The sequence below is a fragment of the Halostagnicola bangensis genome, assembly GCF_054653435.1.
The window spans coordinates 1,507,343-1,525,090 of record NZ_BAAIGG010000002.1; the positions used below are offsets into that span (position 1 = coordinate 1,507,343).

The 17,748-nt window shown below is 61.7% G+C and carries 16 protein-coding genes; 8 read left to right on the forward strand and 8 right to left on the reverse strand.

Features of this window, described 5'->3' with window-relative positions; genetic code table 11:
* Window positions 1-16 precede the first annotated feature (16 nt).
* Window positions 17-781 (forward strand): hypothetical protein, encoded by a 765-nt coding sequence (locus ACYQ14_RS09195; protein WP_459890030.1) that lies wholly within the window; start codon window positions 17-19, stop codon window positions 779-781.
* A gap of 96 nt (window positions 782-877) precedes the next feature.
* Here ACYQ14_RS09195 and ACYQ14_RS09200 read toward each other — a convergent pair whose 3' ends face one another.
* Complete coding sequence (locus ACYQ14_RS09200; RefSeq protein WP_459887317.1) at window positions 878-1,243, reverse strand: group I truncated hemoglobin; 366 nt, start codon at window positions 1,241-1,243, stop codon at window positions 878-880.
* A 161-nt stretch (window positions 1,244-1,404) separates the two neighbouring features.
* Between ACYQ14_RS09200 and hemC the strand changes: the two genes are divergently transcribed.
* Genes hemC through ACYQ14_RS09215 form a run of 3 tightly spaced genes read left to right on the forward strand, consistent with a single transcriptional unit; the run spans window position 1,405 to window position 4,192 of the window.
* The gene (gene hemC / locus ACYQ14_RS09205; RefSeq protein WP_459887319.1) at window positions 1,405-2,607 is read left to right on the forward strand and encodes a hydroxymethylbilane synthase; all 1,203 of its coding nucleotides are present in this window, start codon (window positions 1,405-1,407) and stop codon (window positions 2,605-2,607) included.
* 1 nt (window position 2,608) lies between these two features.
* The gene (gene cobA, locus ACYQ14_RS09210) at window positions 2,609-3,448 is read left to right on the forward strand and encodes a uroporphyrinogen-III C-methyltransferase (protein WP_459887320.1); all 840 of its coding nucleotides are present in this window, start codon (window positions 2,609-2,611) and stop codon (window positions 3,446-3,448) included.
* 3 nt (window positions 3,449-3,451) lie between these two features.
* Complete coding sequence (locus ACYQ14_RS09215; RefSeq protein ID WP_459887322.1) at window positions 3,452-4,192, forward strand: uroporphyrinogen-III synthase; 741 nt, start codon at window positions 3,452-3,454, stop codon at window positions 4,190-4,192.
* Between the two features lie 175 nt (window positions 4,193-4,367).
* Here the strand turns inward: ACYQ14_RS09215 and ACYQ14_RS09220 are convergent, their stop codons facing one another.
* Window positions 4,368-5,360, reverse strand: a complete 993-nt coding sequence (locus ACYQ14_RS09220; protein ID WP_459887324.1) for a hypothetical protein — start codon at window positions 5,358-5,360, stop codon at window positions 4,368-4,370.
* Between the two features lie 352 nt (window positions 5,361-5,712).
* On the opposite strand from ACYQ14_RS09220, the gene recJ reads away from it, so the two are divergent.
* The gene (gene recJ, locus ACYQ14_RS09225; protein WP_459887326.1) at window positions 5,713-7,266 is read left to right on the forward strand and encodes a RecJ family nuclease; all 1,554 of its coding nucleotides are present in this window, start codon (window positions 5,713-5,715) and stop codon (window positions 7,264-7,266) included.
* A 67-nt stretch (window positions 7,267-7,333) separates the two neighbouring features.
* Here recJ and ACYQ14_RS09230 read toward each other — a convergent pair whose 3' ends face one another.
* The gene (locus ACYQ14_RS09230; RefSeq protein WP_459887328.1) at window positions 7,334-8,086 is read right to left on the reverse strand and encodes a PHP-associated domain-containing protein; all 753 of its coding nucleotides are present in this window, start codon (window positions 8,084-8,086) and stop codon (window positions 7,334-7,336) included.
* Between the two features lie 344 nt (window positions 8,087-8,430).
* Here ACYQ14_RS09230 and ACYQ14_RS09235 point away from each other — a divergent pair, with 344 nt between their 5' ends.
* Window positions 8,431-10,128, forward strand: coding sequence for a thiamine pyrophosphate-binding protein (locus tag ACYQ14_RS09235; RefSeq protein WP_459887330.1), 1,698 nt, complete (start codon window positions 8,431-8,433; stop codon window positions 10,126-10,128).
* Window positions 10,129-10,300: 172 nt separating this feature from the next.
* On the opposite strand, the gene ACYQ14_RS09240 is transcribed toward ACYQ14_RS09235, so the two are convergent.
* The gene (locus tag ACYQ14_RS09240) at window positions 10,301-10,690 is read right to left on the reverse strand and encodes a hypothetical protein (protein WP_459887332.1); all 390 of its coding nucleotides are present in this window, start codon (window positions 10,688-10,690) and stop codon (window positions 10,301-10,303) included.
* 199 nt (window positions 10,691-10,889) lie between these two features.
* Between ACYQ14_RS09240 and ACYQ14_RS09245 the strand changes: the two genes are divergently transcribed.
* Complete coding sequence (locus ACYQ14_RS09245) at window positions 10,890-11,204, forward strand: DUF5783 family protein (RefSeq protein ID WP_459887334.1); 315 nt, start codon at window positions 10,890-10,892, stop codon at window positions 11,202-11,204.
* Window positions 11,205-11,306: 102 nt separating this feature from the next.
* Window positions 11,307-11,669, forward strand: coding sequence for a NifU family protein (locus ACYQ14_RS09250; protein WP_283836741.1), 363 nt, complete (start codon window positions 11,307-11,309; stop codon window positions 11,667-11,669).
* A 113-nt stretch (window positions 11,670-11,782) separates the two neighbouring features.
* Here the strand turns inward: ACYQ14_RS09250 and ACYQ14_RS09255 are convergent, their stop codons facing one another.
* The 4 genes from ACYQ14_RS09255 to ACYQ14_RS09270 all read right to left on the reverse strand — a co-directional run bounded on the left by ACYQ14_RS09255 (window position 11,783) and on the right by ACYQ14_RS09270 (window position 17,506).
* Window positions 11,783-12,688: a ketopantoate reductase family protein gene (locus tag ACYQ14_RS09255; RefSeq protein ID WP_459887336.1), complete on the reverse strand. Its 906-nt coding sequence runs from the start codon at window positions 12,686-12,688 to the stop codon at window positions 11,783-11,785.
* Between the two features lie 395 nt (window positions 12,689-13,083).
* The gene (locus ACYQ14_RS09260) at window positions 13,084-13,377 is read right to left on the reverse strand and encodes a DUF7130 family rubredoxin-like protein (protein WP_283836739.1); all 294 of its coding nucleotides are present in this window, start codon (window positions 13,375-13,377) and stop codon (window positions 13,084-13,086) included.
* Between the two features lie 66 nt (window positions 13,378-13,443).
* Window positions 13,444-17,085, reverse strand: coding sequence for a DNA polymerase II large subunit (locus tag ACYQ14_RS09265; RefSeq protein WP_459887338.1), 3,642 nt, complete (start codon window positions 17,083-17,085; stop codon window positions 13,444-13,446).
* Between the two features lies 1 nt (window position 17,086).
* Window positions 17,087-17,506 (reverse strand): PPC domain-containing DNA-binding protein, encoded by a 420-nt coding sequence (locus tag ACYQ14_RS09270; protein ID WP_283836737.1) that lies wholly within the window; start codon window positions 17,504-17,506, stop codon window positions 17,087-17,089.
* Window positions 17,507-17,748: the final 242 nt, after the last annotated feature.

The window sequence follows — 17,748 nt, forward strand, 5'->3', positions numbered from 1 at the left end:
AACGTCACGATACGTGATTACTCTCGAGCGGCCCTCGAGTGTTTCGGCTGTCGACTGGGGACGGATTATCGAGCGGCTGTGCTTTCTCTTTCCGCCGGTGATCGGCGTCGGAGCGATCGGAGTCATTCAGGAGGCCGATCCCGGCGTCCCCGGCCTCGCGTGGGGACTCTTTTTGGTCGGGACCTTCGGCTACACCCTGTTGACGATTGGAATGATGCTTGCACTCTTCGTCGACGCGCGCGACGTTCGGTCTGACTCGATCGCCGCCGCAAACTCGAAGGGGACTGCGAGTGCAGAAGAATCCTCGAGTTCGAACGGCGACTCGAGATCGAAGAACTCCACGAGCACGAACTGGACGCCGAGTCCCTGGCTCTACGCGACGTTTGCACTGCTCTGGGCACCGGCGGCGGGGGTCATCTATCTCGCGCGACGTCACAGGGCAGCCGGGACGAAAGCTGGATGGAACGGCTGGTGGCTCGTCGTCGCACTCTCGCTGATGACGACCGTACTCGGAGTGATTACCGCGGTAATCGCCGTCGTCTTCTCGATCCCGGGACTGCTCCTGGCCGCAGTCGCACTCACCGGTGCGGTGGCGTTCGGCACGTTTCCGATCGCGATCCACCAGGACGCCGCTTACGTCAGTGCACGGGGCGGGTCGTGGCAACCGAATCCCGGACTCTTCCTCGGTATCGCACTAGTGAGCCTGTTCGCTGCCCCGATTCAGCCCGTACTGGCCGGGTACTATCTGTTCCGTCGACGGCGGTCGACGGGGACGCCCTGACACCTCCTCTAGTGGCGGACAGGGATACGAACTTGCCCACCCTCGACAGTGGACAGTGAGAAACGCCGCTCCTCGAGGACACGTGCTTCCACGCTCTCAATCGGCGGTGACGATCGCGTCCTCGTACTGGCCGACCGCCTCGAGAACCGCCTTCCGATCCGCTTCGTCGACATCGAACTCCGCCAGCGTCTCCCCGAGGTACTGTGCAATCGCGTCGAAATCCTTCTGCGAGATCCCGAGATGGTCGTGGGCGGTTTCCATATCTTCGCCCGTGTACTCGACGGGGCCACCCGCGACCGAGCTCAGGAACTGGGTCTGGTGGGCGCGCTGGGCCTGCATATCCACGTCCTCGAAGTACCCGACCAGATCATCATCGGCGAGAACGTATTCGTAAAACTGGTCGACGACGGCACCGATCGCTTCCTCGCCGCCGAGACGGTCGTACAGGGTTTGTTCTGCCATCGATAACAAGTTTCAGTTACGGTACCAAAAACGTCATGACGAACATCTTCGAGTAACGTCCTCACGAACAGCTTCGGCTTCGGTGGTCACGAATGCACCGTTCGATGACAGAACGGAGACAGAGCGTGCGCTTTTCATAGGTGAGGCCCGGACCTGTGTCTATGAGAACACGCGGGACATTGCGGCTGGCGACACGAGGGTCCACACTCGCCCGAAGACAGGCGGCCCTCGTTCAGGAGCAACTCGAGGATCGCGGCTACGAGGTCGAACTCGTCACCGTCGAGACCACGGGCGACCAAATTCGGGACGAACTGATCCACCGGCTGGGGAAGACGGGTGCGTTCGTCCGGGAACTCGACGAACGGGTCCTCGACGGCGACCTCGACGGCGCGATCCACTCGATGAAAGACATGCCGACCGAGCAGCCGTCGGAACTCGTTACCGCGGCCATCCCCCAGCGCGGACGGCCGGGCGACGCCCTCGTCACACCCGACGGAACGTCGCTCGAGGAACTCCCCGAAGGAGCGACGGTCGGAACCTCGAGTCTCCGTCGTCGCGCCCAACTCCTCTCGGAACGCCCCGATCTCGAGGTCGAGCCCCTCCGCGGAAACGTCGACACGCGACTCGAGAAACTCCTCGCACCCGCGTTGCAAGAAGAACACGCAGAACGGAGCGATGCCGACAAGGAACGAAAGGGCGACACCGGCGGCTACAAGCCGGATTACGAGGACAAGAACACCGACGACGATGAAGACGACGAAACGAATAATCAAACCGTCGACGAGTGGTTCGACGGCCTCTCGGAGATCGAAAAGCAGGCCCTCGGGCGCGAAATCGAGACGGAGTACGACGCGATCGTCCTCGCGGAAGCCGGCCTCGAGCGAAGCGGGCTGGCCCACCACGTCGAGTACGAACAACTCTCGAAGAAGACGTTCGTTCCCGCACCGGGCCAGGGCGCGCTCGCGGTGACTGCAACCGACGGTGAGACGGCCCGGAATATCCAGTCGGCGATCGACCACCCGCGCAGTCGCGCCGAGACGACCGTCGAACGAACGTTGCTTTCGGAACTCGGCGGCGGCTGTATCGCTCCGATCGGCATCTACGCGATCGTGCAGGGAGAATATGTCCAGGCTCGAGTCACAGTCTTCGACCGAGACGGCGAGGAATCCGTTCTCGCGAATCGAGATCTCCCCGTCGAAACGCACGCTGACGCGGCCATCGAGTTCGCGCGAGACCTCGAAGACCGCGGTGCCGCGGAGCTGATCGCGGAGGCTCGAAAAGACGGTGAAACGGAAACCGACGAGAGCGAAGCCGATACCGACCAAAATCTTCCGGACCGAGAGGACCAACCGGAGGGAAAGTAAGGTGACGGGAGACACGGTTCAGTTCGACGACAGCGACCCGGATTCCGACGCCGAGCAAGCGGCCGGAACCGTCTCACTGGTCGGGAGCGGCCCCGGTGATCCCGAACTGCTGACGGTCAAAGCGAAACGGTTGCTCGACGATGCGGATGTCGTTCTCCACGACAAGCTTCCGGGTCCGAAGATCATCGAGACGCTTCCTGAGGATCGGCGCGAGGACGTCGGCAAACGCGCTGGCGGCGAACGCACCTCCCAGTCCGAGATCAACGAGCGGCTCGTCGAACTCGCCCGCGAGGGCAAGGACGTGGTTCGGCTCAAGGGCGGCGATTCGTTCGTGTTCGGCCGCGGCGGCGAAGAGGCCGAGTACCTCGCCGAGCGCGAGATTCCCTTCGAGGTCGTCCCCGGCGTCACCTCGGCGATCGCCGCGCCGGCCGTCGCCGGCGTCCCCGTTACCCACCGCGATCACGCCTCCTCCGTGAGTTTCGTCACGGGTCACGAGGATCCGACCAAAGAAGAGTCCGCAGTCGATTGGGACGCACTTGCCGCGACGGGCGGCACCATCGTCGTCCTGATGGGCGTCGGCCGACTACCCGACTACACGAAGGCGCTTCTCGAGACCGGCATGGCTCCCGAAACGCCCGTCGCGCTGATCGAGCGCGGCACCTGGCCGGGCCAGCAGGTCGCGACGGGGACTCTCGAGACCATCGTCGACGTCCGCGACGAGGAAGGCATCTCCCCGCCCGCCGTGACGGTGATCGGCGACGTGGCCTCGACCCGCGAGGCCGTCGGCGAGTTCATCGAAAACGACTACGAGCGCCAGGAAAACGGTTCCACGGAGGGATAATCGATGTCGACAAACACCCCGTCGGTCGCCGTCTTCCGTCCCGACGACGATCGGATCGAAACCGCGACCGCGCTACTCTCCGAACTCGGCGTCGACCCCGTTCCGGACCCGATGCTCGCCGTCGAACCGACCGACGCGGTTCCACGGACCGACGCCGAATACGTCGTGTTGACGAGCAAGACCGGTGCGGAACTCGTCGCCGACGCCGGCTGGGAACCCGGCGAGGCGACCGTCTGTGCGATCGGTCCCGCGACGGCCGACGCCCTTCGCCAGGTCGGCTACGATGTCGATATCGTCCCCGAGGAGTACACCTCGAGCGGACTCGTTTCGCGGCTCGCGAACGAGGTCGACGGCGCGCGCGTCGAGGTGGCTCGCAGCGATCACGGGAGCGACGTGTTGCTCGAGGGCCTCGAACGCGAGGGAGCGTACCTCCACGAAACGATCCTCTACCGGCTCGTTCGCCCCGACGCAAGCGGCGACTCGGTCGAACTCGCGGCAGAAAGGCGACTCGACGCGGCGTGTTTCACCTCGTCGCTGACCGTCGAACACTTCCTCGAGGCCGCGCGGGCGCGAGCGAACGGGGACACAACGAACGCCCTCGAGGGGCTAAACGACGCCGTCGTCGGCGTCATCGGCGAACCGACCGCGGCAACGGCGGCGGAGCTCGGCGTCGACGTCGACGTCGTCTCGAGCGAAGCGACCTTCGAGACGCTGGCTCGGGAAACGGTCGCCGAACTCGAGTAGGCGGTTTTCTCGGTTTACAAGCGGACCAGGAGAATGCCGGGGCCGTTCGGAAATCGAGGAGTTTCGTAATCAAGCAAAGCCCTCAGTTTCGCAGACTTCGCGGAAACTGCGCTCAGCTTATCTTCGCTTAGTCACGAGAATCGAAGATTCTCGAACGGTTTGACCCCGAGGCGATTCACGTCCCGTACCCGCACCCGATCGCGGCGAACAACGCGTCGATTACGTCGGTCGGTTCGTCAGCCGGCGCCCGGTAGTTCAGCATCACGCGTGTCCCATCTCGGTCGAGTGAAACATGTCGCATTCCGTCGTGAGTGAAAATGTCATCCGCAGGGAGGTCGTCCCGACCGCCGAATCCGAGGGAGGACACCACATCTTCCTCGACCGCCTCGGCGTCGTCGAACTCGTCGCTTCGAAACGTTACCGTCGAAACATGTACATCGCCCTCGGCGAACGCGTCCCCGGAAACGTATCCAATCCGGTTTGCCGTCTCCTCGCCGCCGACGGTATCTCGGCAGTTCCTAACGGGGCGCTCAACCGCGAACCGAACGGGCGCCTCTCGCGTCGCCGCGGTGAACGCATCAAGGAGGGGACCGGCCAACGGATCGGATTTGTCGTTCCAGACGGCCGCTACCGACGTCGCCGTCTCCCGCTCACCGAGGACAAAGAGGTTTTCCGTGATCGACGCGACAGCTGCCTCGCCAACAACGCGAATCGGAGAGTCGCCGTCGGTGACCATTTCGGCCGTCTCGTCGGCGATCGACTCGAGTTCTGCCAGCAAGTCGGCTTCGCTCCAGGTTACCCACGCCAGCGCCGCCGCCCCGTCATCGTCGCCAACGAGGACCAGTTTCGCGAGACCGTCGGCCTCGATGTCAGTAACCGTTTCACGGTCGATGAACGACGTGATCGCGTCGGGTACGTCTGCGAACGCGGGCGAATCGAGAAGCGTCAACGCACCCGCTCGAGCGATATCGTCCGTCTGGAGGTCGTCGACGCGAACGTGGACGAGCCGATCGATACTGCTCGGAACCGAGCCGGAGGTGAGAATCCAGGCGCCGGGGCGGTCATCCGATCCGTTGGCGAGGGCCCAGGTGCCGCCGAAAACGCCGAGCGCAGCGGCGAGTCCGCCCGCGCCAACGACGGCCCGCCGTGTTGGATTGGGGAGGGTCATCGATAGGAGATGATCGTATTCGGTATAGACATATTGTTCATTCGGATTCGCCATAGGAGTTAGGGCCGTGACATAAGACTGTGTACCCGGCGTGCCTATCGTCCTCGACGCCGAATATGAACACAAACTAGCACGGTAGTCCGGAGGGAAGCTCCCACCAGTATGCGACTCAGTGATTCATCGATACCAGCTGTTTCACAGAGAAGATTGCTGAAAAAGCATCGCAGAAGCCATCCAACGGAGAATAGACACGCTGAATGTCGCTCCACTAGTAGCAGGCAGAACTGAACGCGTCCCTCCACGCCGGACCGCAACTTTATCCCGGAAGCCGACCCACAACCGACCGAGACGAATGTCAGGCCCCGTCCCCGAACTCGACGATCGCGCCCGCGAGTGCGCCAAGCGGCTATGCGAGGCCGAGGAAGTGCTGCTTGCCTCCCACATCGACGCTGACGGACTCACCAGCGCGGCGATCGCCGCGAGCGCACTCGAGCGTGCGAACATCCCCTTCGAAACCGTCTTCGAAAAACAGCTCGACGAGAAGGCGATCGCGGCCATTGCCGCCAGAGAGTACGAGACGGTGCTGTTTACGGACTTCGGGAGCGGCCAGCTCGATGTGATCGGCGAGCACGAAGACGACGGCGCGTTCACGGCCGTCATCGCCGACCATCACCAGCCCGCAGACAGGGAGACAGAGTACCACCTCAACCCGCTGTTGTTCGGAATCAACGGCGCGTCGGAGTTATCCGGTGCGGGCGCGAGTTACGTCCTCGCTCGAGCGCTCGCGGAAACGGCCGGAGGTGGGAACGAACCTGACGGATGCATCGCAACCGACGGCGGAACCGAAGCCCAGAGCGGGGCAAGCCCAGAGTGTGGAACCGGGACCGCCACAAACCCGCCCGCCGGCGGAACGGGACCACAAGCGGACAATCGTGACCTCGCCGCGCTCGCCGTCGTCGGAGCCGTCGGCGACATGCAAGCCTCGGGCGGCGAACTCCACGGCGCGAACGAAGGGATCGTCGAGGAGGGCGTCGAAGCAGGCGTCCTCGAGACCGCAACCGATCTGGCGATTTACGGTAAACAGACCCGTCCGTTGCCGAAACTGCTCGAGTACTCTACCGACGTTTACATTCCCGGCATCTCGAACGACTCGAACGGCGCGCTCCGATTTCTCGACGGACTCGACCTCGAGTTGAAACGCGACGGCGAGTGGCGGCGCTGGTCCGGGCTGACCGGCGAGGAAAAACAAACCGTCGCGAGCGCGCTCGTCCAGCGAGCCGTCTCGACCGGCGTCCCGGCATCCAAAATCGACGGTCTCGTGGGTACCTCCTACGTTCTAAGCGCCGAACCGGTCGGAACGGAGCTCCGCGATGCGAGCGAGTTTTCCACGCTCTTAAATGCTACAGCGCGATACGAAAGAGCCGATGTCGGGCTGGGCGTCTGCCTCGGAAACCGCGAGGGGGCGCTCGAGAGAGCCCGAACGCTCCTTCGAAATCACCGGCAAAACCTCTCGAAGGGGATCGATCTGGTCACACAGGAGGGTGTAACGACTGAGGAGCACGTGCAGTGGTTCGACGCAGGCGACCGCATTCGAGAGACCATCGTGGGAATCGTCGCCGGCATGGCGATGGGCAACGACGGAATCACCACTGGAAAGCCGATCTTCGCGTTCGCCGAAAAGGAAGGGAACGACGGCGAGGATGTCGAAATCAAGGTCTCTGCAAGAGGAACTCACAGTCTCGTCAGGAACGGACTCGACCTCTCGGTCGTCATGAGCGATGCGTCACAGGCAGTGGGCGGTGACGGTGGCGGTCACGACGTCGCCGCCGGTGCAACGGTTCCCGCCGGGGAAGAGTCGGCGTTCATCGAGCGAGCCGACGAGATCGTGGGCGAACAGCTCGAATAGAGCGATATCGAAGCGGGGAACGTGCAACTCGAGGATCCGAGAACATCACGGTTTTGGGTGCGTAGATTCAGGACCGGTCCATCGAAGCAGGAACGGTCGGAACTAGCGGCGCTCGCTTGGTGAGCATGTACGTCGACTTTCGGACGGCACCTTTGGCGTACTGGACCGTACTTTTGTGAATCGGCGTGCGCTTTCCGCGGATTTGTGTTCGGCCCTCGAGAATCGCGTCGACGAGTTCGTCGCCGTCGATATCGGCTTTTGTCTCCGCCGATCGCTCGGGTTCGATTAGAATCTCCGTGTAGGCCTTTCCGACGTTCGGGAGGTAATGAGCGTCGCTAGCACCGATTTGGGGATATTCTCGCTTTCTGGCGAACGTTCGCGCACGGCGGTTTCGATAGCCGGTAAAGACCATCGAGTTGTACACCTCGATCGCGTCGGCGTCTTTGATCCGGCGTTTTCGGACGCCGTGGCGCGAGCGCTGGAACGGATGGGGAACGATCGCGATCCCGTCGAGTTCACGCACGCGTTCGACCGTCTCCGTAAACGCCATTCCTGGCTTCGGACGTTCTTTGACGCCGACGGCCAAGAGGTGGCCGTGGCGAGTCGATACTTCGACGCCCGGGATACCGATCAGGCCGTACTCTGGGGCGAGTTTCGCCGCGCGGCGGGACTCCTCGATTTCGTCGTGGTCCGTGATTACGACGCCGTCGAGGTCGATATCCGCGGCGTGTTCCAAGATGAGCTCGATCGGTTCGTGCCCGTCGTAGGAGTCATCGGAGTGAACGTGAAAATCGATCGAAAATGGGAGGTATGAGTTCATATGACCGACTGTCGCTGTCAACAATAGGACTGACAAACCCATAAGCGCTCCGCTCGAAACGCCACCGCGAGGCGACAGCCATCGGACAAAGCAGACGGGACCGCCTCGAGGCCAGCGACCGACGGTAAAATTCGTCGAGTAGCGACGCCGTCCGCGTACAGACAGGCGACGGCGAGCTTTCGACTCGCCGCTTCCATCAATCGAGATCAGGATAGTATCGTACTCAGTTGACCGGCGAGACGTAATTGAATATAGCACTGTATAGTTTATTAGAGAGAGAAAACGACTTCGCGGCCGGGAGACGCGTCGCTTTTTGTAGGTTCCCAACAATGTGTGAACAAGCCATGACAACAACGTACACAGGAGCAGATCTGTTCGTCGACGCCCTCGAGTCCTACGGCGTTTCACACGTGTTCGGGAACCCCGGCACGACGGAACTGCCGGTGATGAACGCCCTTTCGGAAAGCGAACTCGAGTACGTCCTGGGCCTTCACGAAGATGTGGCGGTGGGAATGGCCTCCGGATACGCCAGTACGCGACGGTATCACGCCGACGACGACCCCTCGATCAACCCTGTGGGGGTCGTGAACCTCCACATCACCCCGGGGCTCGCCCACGGATTGGGGAACATCTACGCCGCGAAGATGGCCGGAACGCCACTCGTGGTTACGGCGGGAAACCACGAACGAGACTTTCGGCACGAAGAACCGCTGCTGTCGGGCGAACTCGTCGAGATGACCGAGCAGTTCTGCAAGTGGTCCGACGAAGTGCTCGACGTGACCGCCCTGCCGACGATGCTTCGCCGGGCGTTTCGGGTCGCACTGACGCCCCCGACCGGTCCCGTCTTCCTCGGGCTCCCGATGGACGTCATGCTCTCGGAGACCAGTCCGGACGAAATCGAACCGCTCGGCCCAGTTCCGACCGCTGGCGGCGGAGATACGGACCAACTCGAGCACGCCGCGACCCTGCTGGCGGAGGCGAACGACCCCGTCATGATCGTCGGCGACCACGTGGCTCGAGCGGGTGAGAGCGCGGTCGACGCCGCGGTCGATCTCGCGGAGGCGTCGGGCGCACGCGTCCACGGCGAGATCCTTGCCTGCGAGATCAACTTCCCGACCGATCACGATCATTGGATCTCCTTCGTGCCGCCGGATGAGGACATCGCGTCGATGTTGATGAGTACGGATACGCTCGTCTTCGCCGGGATATCGACAAATACGACCCTCATGCGCCACGAAGAGCCGTTGGTCGATTCGGAAACGACCTGCATCCACCTGAGCGACGCCCCCTGGGAAGTGGGGAAGAATCAACGCGCCGACGCGGCGATACTCGGCGATCCCGGCACCGTCATGGCCGATCTGGCGGACCGCGTCTCGGATCGGCTTTCCGAAGACGAACACGAGAACCGACTCGAGAACGTTCGTGCGGTAAAAGAATCGATGAAGGGGCTCATCCGGGAGATGGGCGTTGACGAGAGCTCGGAGGATGAAACCCGGGCGGGGAAACACGAACTCGTAGACGCACTCGAGGCCGTTGTGCCGAACGCGTACATCGTCGACGAAGGAATAACGTCGAAGTACCCGCTGTTGACCCGGTTCTCGCTTTCGCCACAACAGATGATTTCGAACAAGGGCGGCGGACTCGGCTACGGACTCCCCGCTTCCGTCGGGGCCTCCCTGGCCGAATCGATGCGTGACGAGTCACGCGAGGTGATCGGCTACATCGGCGACGGCTCGTACCTGTACTACCCGAACACCATCTACACGGCGGCCCGGTACGACCTCGATCTGACAGTCGTCGTCTCCGACAACCGCAACTACCGGATCCTGAAGGACAATATGCAAACGATCTACGGCGGAACCGACGAAGACTTCGAATACGTGGGGATGGACTTCGAACCAGCCGTCGACCTCGTCGCCAACGCGGAGAGTTACGGGGCACGCGGGCACCTCGTGGAGACGCCCGGCGAACTCGAGCCAACGCTGGAGGAGGCACTCGAGCACGATGGAACCGACGTGGTGGACGTGCTCGTCCACGATTAGTTACCGTGTATTGGTAACATAGAACATATTTTGAGTCGCAATCGGTTCTGGGGATCAGTTTCGAGCGGTAGCGCTCCGATAACGGTTGCTATCGAATACTGAGGGGGAGAGTCGTTTATCGATGATAAATCGTATTTCGATATATAGAATGTTGCCGCCATCCGATCAATTGTCACGAAAGCGCCGAGGAATCTTCCGGGATGAGCGCTGACAGAGACACCGACTCGAGGGCAGCGCGAATATCGAGCGGACTATCCGATGAGTCGACGGAGTCGTAGACGTGGTGCATACACTCGAGAAGGGCGTCGAGTGCGGCGCTACGGGTCGTGACGCTCCCGAGTCGTTCGGTCGCCGAACACTCGCCGACCGAGTATCGGTACCGGATCTCCCAGCATCGACTTAGACCGAGCGACGGATGGGAGCTATGAGCGGAAACTCGAGCCGCAAATAGCGTAGCCGAGGACCGACTGTGACGATACGAGATTCGATCGTCGCTGGTCTCGACCGGTCCCCAATTAGGCGGGAGTTCCTCCCTCGGAAGGGACCGTTGTGTTAGTGGCATATCAGATCGAACGCGACTGCTCGGGGTGCTCGTTTGGCCTGCGAATTCATCCCACCTATGTAGGCACCCGATACTGTATCAGCCAGAGAGACAATATCAGCGAGTACGAACAAAAGCATCCGGCAATCGCAACCCCAGACTGGCAGTGCCAAAACAACTAATCGCCCCACTTTTGGTGACGCTGTCCCTTTCACCCGACATGACCGACTTCGACTCCGAGAAGTTCGAGGATAAGTACGCGAATTACTTCCCCGAACTCCAGCAGGCGTACAAGAACGCGTTCAACCGAATGAACGACCGATACGATTCCGAGCTCGTCCACGCTATTGACCAACAAGTGCTCAACGAGAGCGAGCCGTTTTACGAGGGAGACGGTGAATTTCGCGTGGAACTGCCGGACGATCCCTACGACCGACTCGCGGGCGTCGTCGTCGAAGAAGAACGATTCGAACAGGTGCTCGAGAAACACGTCGAAGAGATCGAAACCGAGCTCCAGCGAGTGTTTAATTTTTAAGTAGCGCGTCTGCCGGTATCACGCCCTAAAACGGGAACCTGGGCCAAGAAACCGAATACAAACTGCGGAAGGTCTAAGGACGTTCGCCACCAACACGAATTCATGAGCACGGAAACCCAGAACGACGGAGACGACCTCGAAGATAGCGTGACGAACTTCCTGCGCCGGAACTTCCCGCAGATTCAGATGCACGGCGGGAACGCAGCGATTCAGGACCTTGACCGTGAGACCGGAGAGGTTACCATCGCACTCGGTGGTGCCTGCAGTGGCTGTGGTATCTCTCCGATGACGATTCAGGCGATCAAGAGCCGAATGGTCAAGGAAATTCCCGAAATCGAGAAGGTTAACGCACACACCGGCGCTGGCGGCGGTGGCGACATGGGCGGTGCAACGCCATCGTTCCCCGGCGAGACCGTCGATGACGACGAGGGCGAGTCCGACGAAGGACCAGCCGCACCGTTCTAAAGGAAGTCGTCCACAGACGTGATTCGTGGTTGATTACGACGCTAGTTTTTGAATACCTGCGTTAGTTCCGCCGAAAGTAGATTCCGATCCGAGCAGTGCTCGCGACCGGTTGGCTACGTTCGGTTCGGCGCATGGCCCCGTTCCCACGTTCGAACCAGTTCGGTGAGCAGTCGATTCGTCGGAACGTCGATCCCCCGTTCTGCGGCCCGGTCGACCACGTAGCCATTGATCGCGTCGATCTCGGTTCGGCGTCCAGCAAGTACGTCCTGGGCCATCGAAGAGGTGTTGTTCCGCGTCAACGTCGCTACCGTTCTCACTGCCTCGAGCGCCTCTCTGTTCGATAACGAAACGCCGTTCTCGCGTGCGACTCGAGCCGTTTCGCGTGTTGCGGCCCGCGAGATCGCACTCGCCGGCGGCTCGAGAACCGTCCCGTTTTCGACCACCGTCAACGCCGTTATCGGGTTGATGCCGGTGTTAACGGCGAGTTTCTTCCAGCGACGAAACGGCATGTCACAGGCGACGGTCGTCTCGAGGCCCGCTCGGTCGAACGCGTCTCCCACCCGATCCGCGAGAGTGGATTGACCACCGCCGTTGGGGCCGAGAACGATATCGCCCAGGCCCGTACACTCGACGACGCCGGGGTCTCGCAACATTGCCCCGTACGTTGCGGTCCCCGACAGTATCGTCGTCTCCAGATGGGCCCCGAGCGTCTCCTCGTTTCCCATCCCATTCTGGAGCGAGCAGACGGCATCGAACGTCCCCGTCGCAAGCGTTTTTGCCGCCGATTCGGTGTCGAACGATTTCACTGTCAAAAGCGCGATATCTGCCTCGAGGTCCGTGCCGTCGGTCGTCACATCGGGATAAACGACAGTCTCGAGTTCGCCCTCGATTCGGAGCCCTTCCTCGCGGACGGCGGACGCATGAGCGTCGCGAGCGACGAGCGTCACGTCGTGTTCGCGTGCGAGCGTTCCGCCGAGCAGGCTCCCGAGGCTTCCGGCTCCGAAGACGACGATTCGCATGGCTCGAGGTGGAACGAGCGGGGTGAAAACCGTTTTCGTCTCGGGTTACGGGAACGGGTCGAACACCACCGCGACCGCGAGAAGAGCACATACCAGGGCGGCGAGGGCGTAGTGAATACCGCGAAGCCGAACTCGAGTGACCGGAGAGTCGTCTCGAATGTCCCGAAAAGGACACGACGACCAGATAGTCGTTATCCTGTCATAGGGTCGGTTGTACCTGTATACCGGTTTGTCGCCAGAGCGGGGTGGCGAATAGCCGGAAATGACTTACAACCGACCCTATCAGGGGCGGCGACGAACCGAAGGTCAGCTGGAGTTCCTGCGTGCACTCACCCGTCCGATCCAGTGGGAAATTCGTCGGAAGCTGTTCTCCGACGACGGGTCACCGACACCGGTCAATCTTCGGTCCAGTAATAGATATCCTCCCGGTCGGCACCACAGTTCGGGCAGTTGTCCGGAATATCGTGATCGAGTTTGCCCATCTCACCGCACTCCCAGCAACGCCACATGAGTTCCGCTTCGCCGAAATTCTTTCCGGATCGGACGTGTTCGACGCTCATTCCCTCGAGACCTTCCCGAAGCGTGACGTAGAACCCGTCCTCGTCGAATCCGCGAATCCGTCCGATTTTGGTCCCGTCTTCGGCGTAGACTTCCGTTCCGAATCCGAGGCGTGTCGTATCGTCGGTCATGGACTACTCGTCTACACGAAACTGCATAAAGGGACAGCGATGGTTTCCAGTTTCCAACCGGGGGAGTTACATGAAGTCTTCAATACCCGATTGCTTGTTCTTATCGTTCTCGAAAACGCTCTCGAGAGCCTTCTCGAGCACCTCGAGTCGCTGTTTCGTGTAGGGGCGACAGTCGTACTCCTCGGCGACCTCGATCGCAGTCTGCATGTACTTGTTCACCGACCCCTGGTGGACGGTGAGGTTGACCCGGCCGCCACACTCCCGGCAGGTTTCGGTCAGGGGCATCCGGCGGAACTTCTCGCCGCAGTCGAGACAGCGCGTCTCCTGTCTGGAGAACGCCCGCAGGTTGCCGATCAGGTCCGGCAGGAAGTGGTACTCGATGACTCGCTCGGCGACGTCCGTCTCGTCGACGGCCTCGAGTTTCCTCGAGAGCGCGAGCTGGGCATCCATCTTGTCCATCATCGATCCCAGAGTCTTGTACGCCGAGAGGTCGGGCCCCATCGCGATGTCGGTGGTGTCGTGGGTGTGGGAAAAGCCGGTGTACTCCTGATCCGTCCCGAGGGTCTCTTCGGCGATCTGGACGTCCACTTCTCCCGGATCGGCCATCTCGAGGGTCGCCTCGTAGAACTCCCGAGGATATTGTGAGACGATATCGATGTTGTGGGCTTCGTCGTCGATCTCGGAGGGGTCGATCCGCGAAGACATCACGAGGGGTGCATCCATCTTCCCCCCTCTCTGGTCTGGCAGAAAACTCATACTAAAGTTCAATAAGCCGTCCATGAGGAGCATCACGCAATCCTCGTCACCATCACAATTTCGGCGTTTTGCGGCGTGAAAGTACGGATGAGCATATCCGACAGCCGCACTCGTGAAACCAATCACTCTCCCGACAGTTGCCGCACTCGTGTGGGGTGCCATGCCGAAGACGAGTTCGCCGACCAGTTCCTCGCGTTCCTCGAGTTCATAGAAGGGCTCGAGGCCGTAGTACTGCTCTAAGAGGTCGTCGATGAAGTCGGCCGTCTTGAGCATGTGTTCTGCCGCGCCGTCCGAGAGGACGACGTCCTGAACCTTGAGTTCGACAAGTTGATCCTCGTGAACGAGCGCTTCGCCGTGGATATCCTCCTCGTAGCCCAAGGCCTGTAGTTGGCCGACGTCGACGTCGAGTTCGCTCGCGCGAACCGACGTGATCGGGAGGTCGGTCATGTCGTATCGGACGGTGCCGTCTTTAAACGAGGAGACGTCGTGTTTCGCCCGCAGGATCCCCTTTTCCATGGGCTCGGGAATCTTGTTCGCGGAGGTCAGCCCCTTGACGCCTTTGAGGATGTCGAAGGCGTTCTCGCGCTCGCCGACGGACTCGAGGGCGTTTCGGTACTCCTCGTGGAGGTTGACCTCACGGTTTTCGACGCAGGTGGCTTCGGTTTCGCAGTGATCGCATTCGACGCGGCCGGCTTCGTCGGGTTCGATCGCCGAGTCACAGGAGGGGCATCGATAGTCGGGTTCTGTCCGGGAGCCACACTCCGAACAGCGGTTTTTGAACGTCTCCGTGTCGCACGTCTCGCAGTAGTGTCGGCCGATCTGGACCTCGACGACGCCGGGCGTATCGGCCATCGTTTCGGCGTGTTTACCGGCTTTAGCGATGTCGCGCTGTGCGCCGCCGGCCTCGGCGATCGGAAACAGCGTGTGGACCGCGGGGCTGAGATCGCGACTTTCGGATTTCTCGGGTCGACCCATCCGGTTGCCGATCCGGGTCGGCGCGCGTTCCCGAACGCTGAAGGGTGCGACCTCGTTGACCGCTTCAATCGCATTCTCGCCGGAGTACGTCCTGTCCTCCTCCGCTGTCTCCTCGTCAGCGGCTTCCGCCTCGTCGCCAGCCTCCGTATCGTCGCCAGCGGAGCGTCCCCAGGTACGTGCTCGTTCCGAGAGGTCGTCGTCGGCCCATGTCCGCTCGAAGTCTCCGTCGTCGTTCCGAGTAACACCGAGCGTCCTGGCTAACGGAACCCAGTCGTCGACCTCGAGTCGGCCCTCCCGCTGGCGGTGTTCGATAACGATGGTCTCGAGAGCGTCTCGAACCGCTTCGGTTCGTTCGAGAACGAGCGTCTCGCCGGCGTTCCCGATTCGTCCGTTCGAGACGGCTTCCGCGAGCGCACAAAAGGCGTCGACGGACAGATCGTGCCAGAGGTAGGTGTAGTCGGGGTGAAGCGGCGCGTCGTACTCGAGGGCCCACTCGAGGGCCCGCTTGGCGGGCGGATGCTCCGCGTCGATCCGCGGATCGTCGAGCAGGGCCTGTGCGTCCGCGCCGGCTTGCTCCATATCCTGAATCCACCACTCGTAGACGTAGGAGGCTGGCGCGAGCGGGTGGTTGTTCTCGACGAACTCGCCGTAGTTGACGAGGTACTCGCCTGTGTCGAGGATCTCCTCGACGCCGTTTCTGATCTCGAGGGCCTCCTCGGGGTCGTTGATGCGGCGGACATCGCCGTTGGCGAGTTTGACCGTCGGTCCCTCGATGGAATCGACGGGGACGACGCCGTGGGCTTTTCCCGGTCGCTCGGTTTTGATCTGCGTGCCGGTCGCGAGGAAGTCGTCGACCAGGTGCATCGTCGCAGGGTGGACCCCGCCGGTCGCGAAGCCGTGATTTCGCGAGCGGCCGTACCGCAGTCGGAAGCCGCCCTCGGCGCTGGGATGGGAAAACACGGGCCGGCCGGCGATCAGGTCCCGGAGGAACTTCTTCGAGGGGTCCGGCCGAACCGGTCCCGTGTCGTCGTCCGCCGCTTGGGCTTTCTCGAGGCCGGCTTCGGAGTCGGTCTCGGCGTCGGATTCCCCATCGCCGTCGGCGTCGGACTCGTCGTCTCCCGCTTCATCCGCGTCGCCGTAGTACGTTCCGTCGATCAAGTCCTGAAGCCACGGCCAGTCGACCTCCTCGAGCTGAGAAGTATACCGCTGAATCTTCGGTGCCTTCAGCGCGATTCCTTCGGCGAGAACGAGACACATGCCGCCGCGGGCGGAGTTGGTGTCGACGCGCTCTAAGTCGCGAAAGCCGGAGACCTCCTCGTCGCCGGTTGCCTCGCCGTCTAACATGACCGGGAGGTGTTTCGCGATGAACTTCGTCTCCGGATCCTTCGGGGTGTACTGGAGGCCGGTTTCCTTATCGTAAAGAGAGATTTCCTCGGCGTACCGTTCGATCTCTTCGCTTCGTGCGTCGTACTGGTCGACGCCGACGAGCGCGCGCGTATAGTCCCCTACGAGAACCGATAGCGCCTGTGCGGTCCCGCCGGCCGAGCGGATCGGGCCGGCGTAATAGACGTTGACGAACTCCGTACCGTCGTCGTTCTCGAGGAGTTCGACCTTGTCGATGCCCTCGATGGGGGCGGCGACGACACCCTCGGTGAGCAACGCGACGGCGGTTCGAACCGCGCCTTCGATCTTGCCCGCTTTCGTCTCGTAATCGCCGACGGTCCCCTCGGCGAAGTCCTTCGCAAGCTCCAGGGCCGCCTCCTCGCGGCTCATCTGGCCCTCGAGTTCCCGAACTCGTTCGGCGACCCCGTCGATGCCGAGGATGTTTTCGACGCGGTCGGCCATATCCTTCGCGACCGGAATCTCGACTTCGGGCTCGGGGTCCCCGCCGCGTTCCTTGGCGGTCTCGGCGACGTCGAACGCCTCGTCGAGTTGGGCTTCTAGCCGCGAGAAATACTGCCGGTCTTCCTCGCGCATTTCAGAGCCAGAGATCGAGATCAGTCGTCTCGTCGTGTTCGCGCTCCAAATCGTTCTCGAAGACGCGCATGTACACTTCACCGGCCCAGACGGTCGCCTCGTTGAGGTGGCCGGAAATCGTCTCGCCGTCGGCGTCCGAGAGGACCACATGCGTGTGCGCAAACCGGTCCCCGTTGAGCCAGGAGACGTTTCCGACGCAACTTGCAACCTCGAGTGGCTCGTCCGCGTCTATCGAGTAGTACTCGAGGTCGTCCTGATCGTAAAACGCGAGTTCGGCGTCCTGGACGGCGCCGAGTGCGGTAAACCAGGCCGCGCCCGCATCGACGTCGGCCGCGAGAGCTTCGATTTCGGCTCGCCAATCCGAGCCCGTCTCGAGGCGGGCGACGTACTCGTCCGTGGTTTCGACGGCTCGATAGTCCATACAGACGTACAGTGTTCGGAGGGTGAAAAAGGTCATCGGTTGCTCGCAGGTTCGATCTCGACCGGTCGGACGAACGTCGTGAGGGGAACTACGACCCCGTGGCTACTGACCGAAAAGTCACAATAGGTGACCAGATGTACACAGATGTTCATCATCATAATCAACCACGTAAAATGGTGAAATTGGAACATTGATGCATACATTACCTCGTTAGAATATCTGAACATCGCGTTGGATATCCG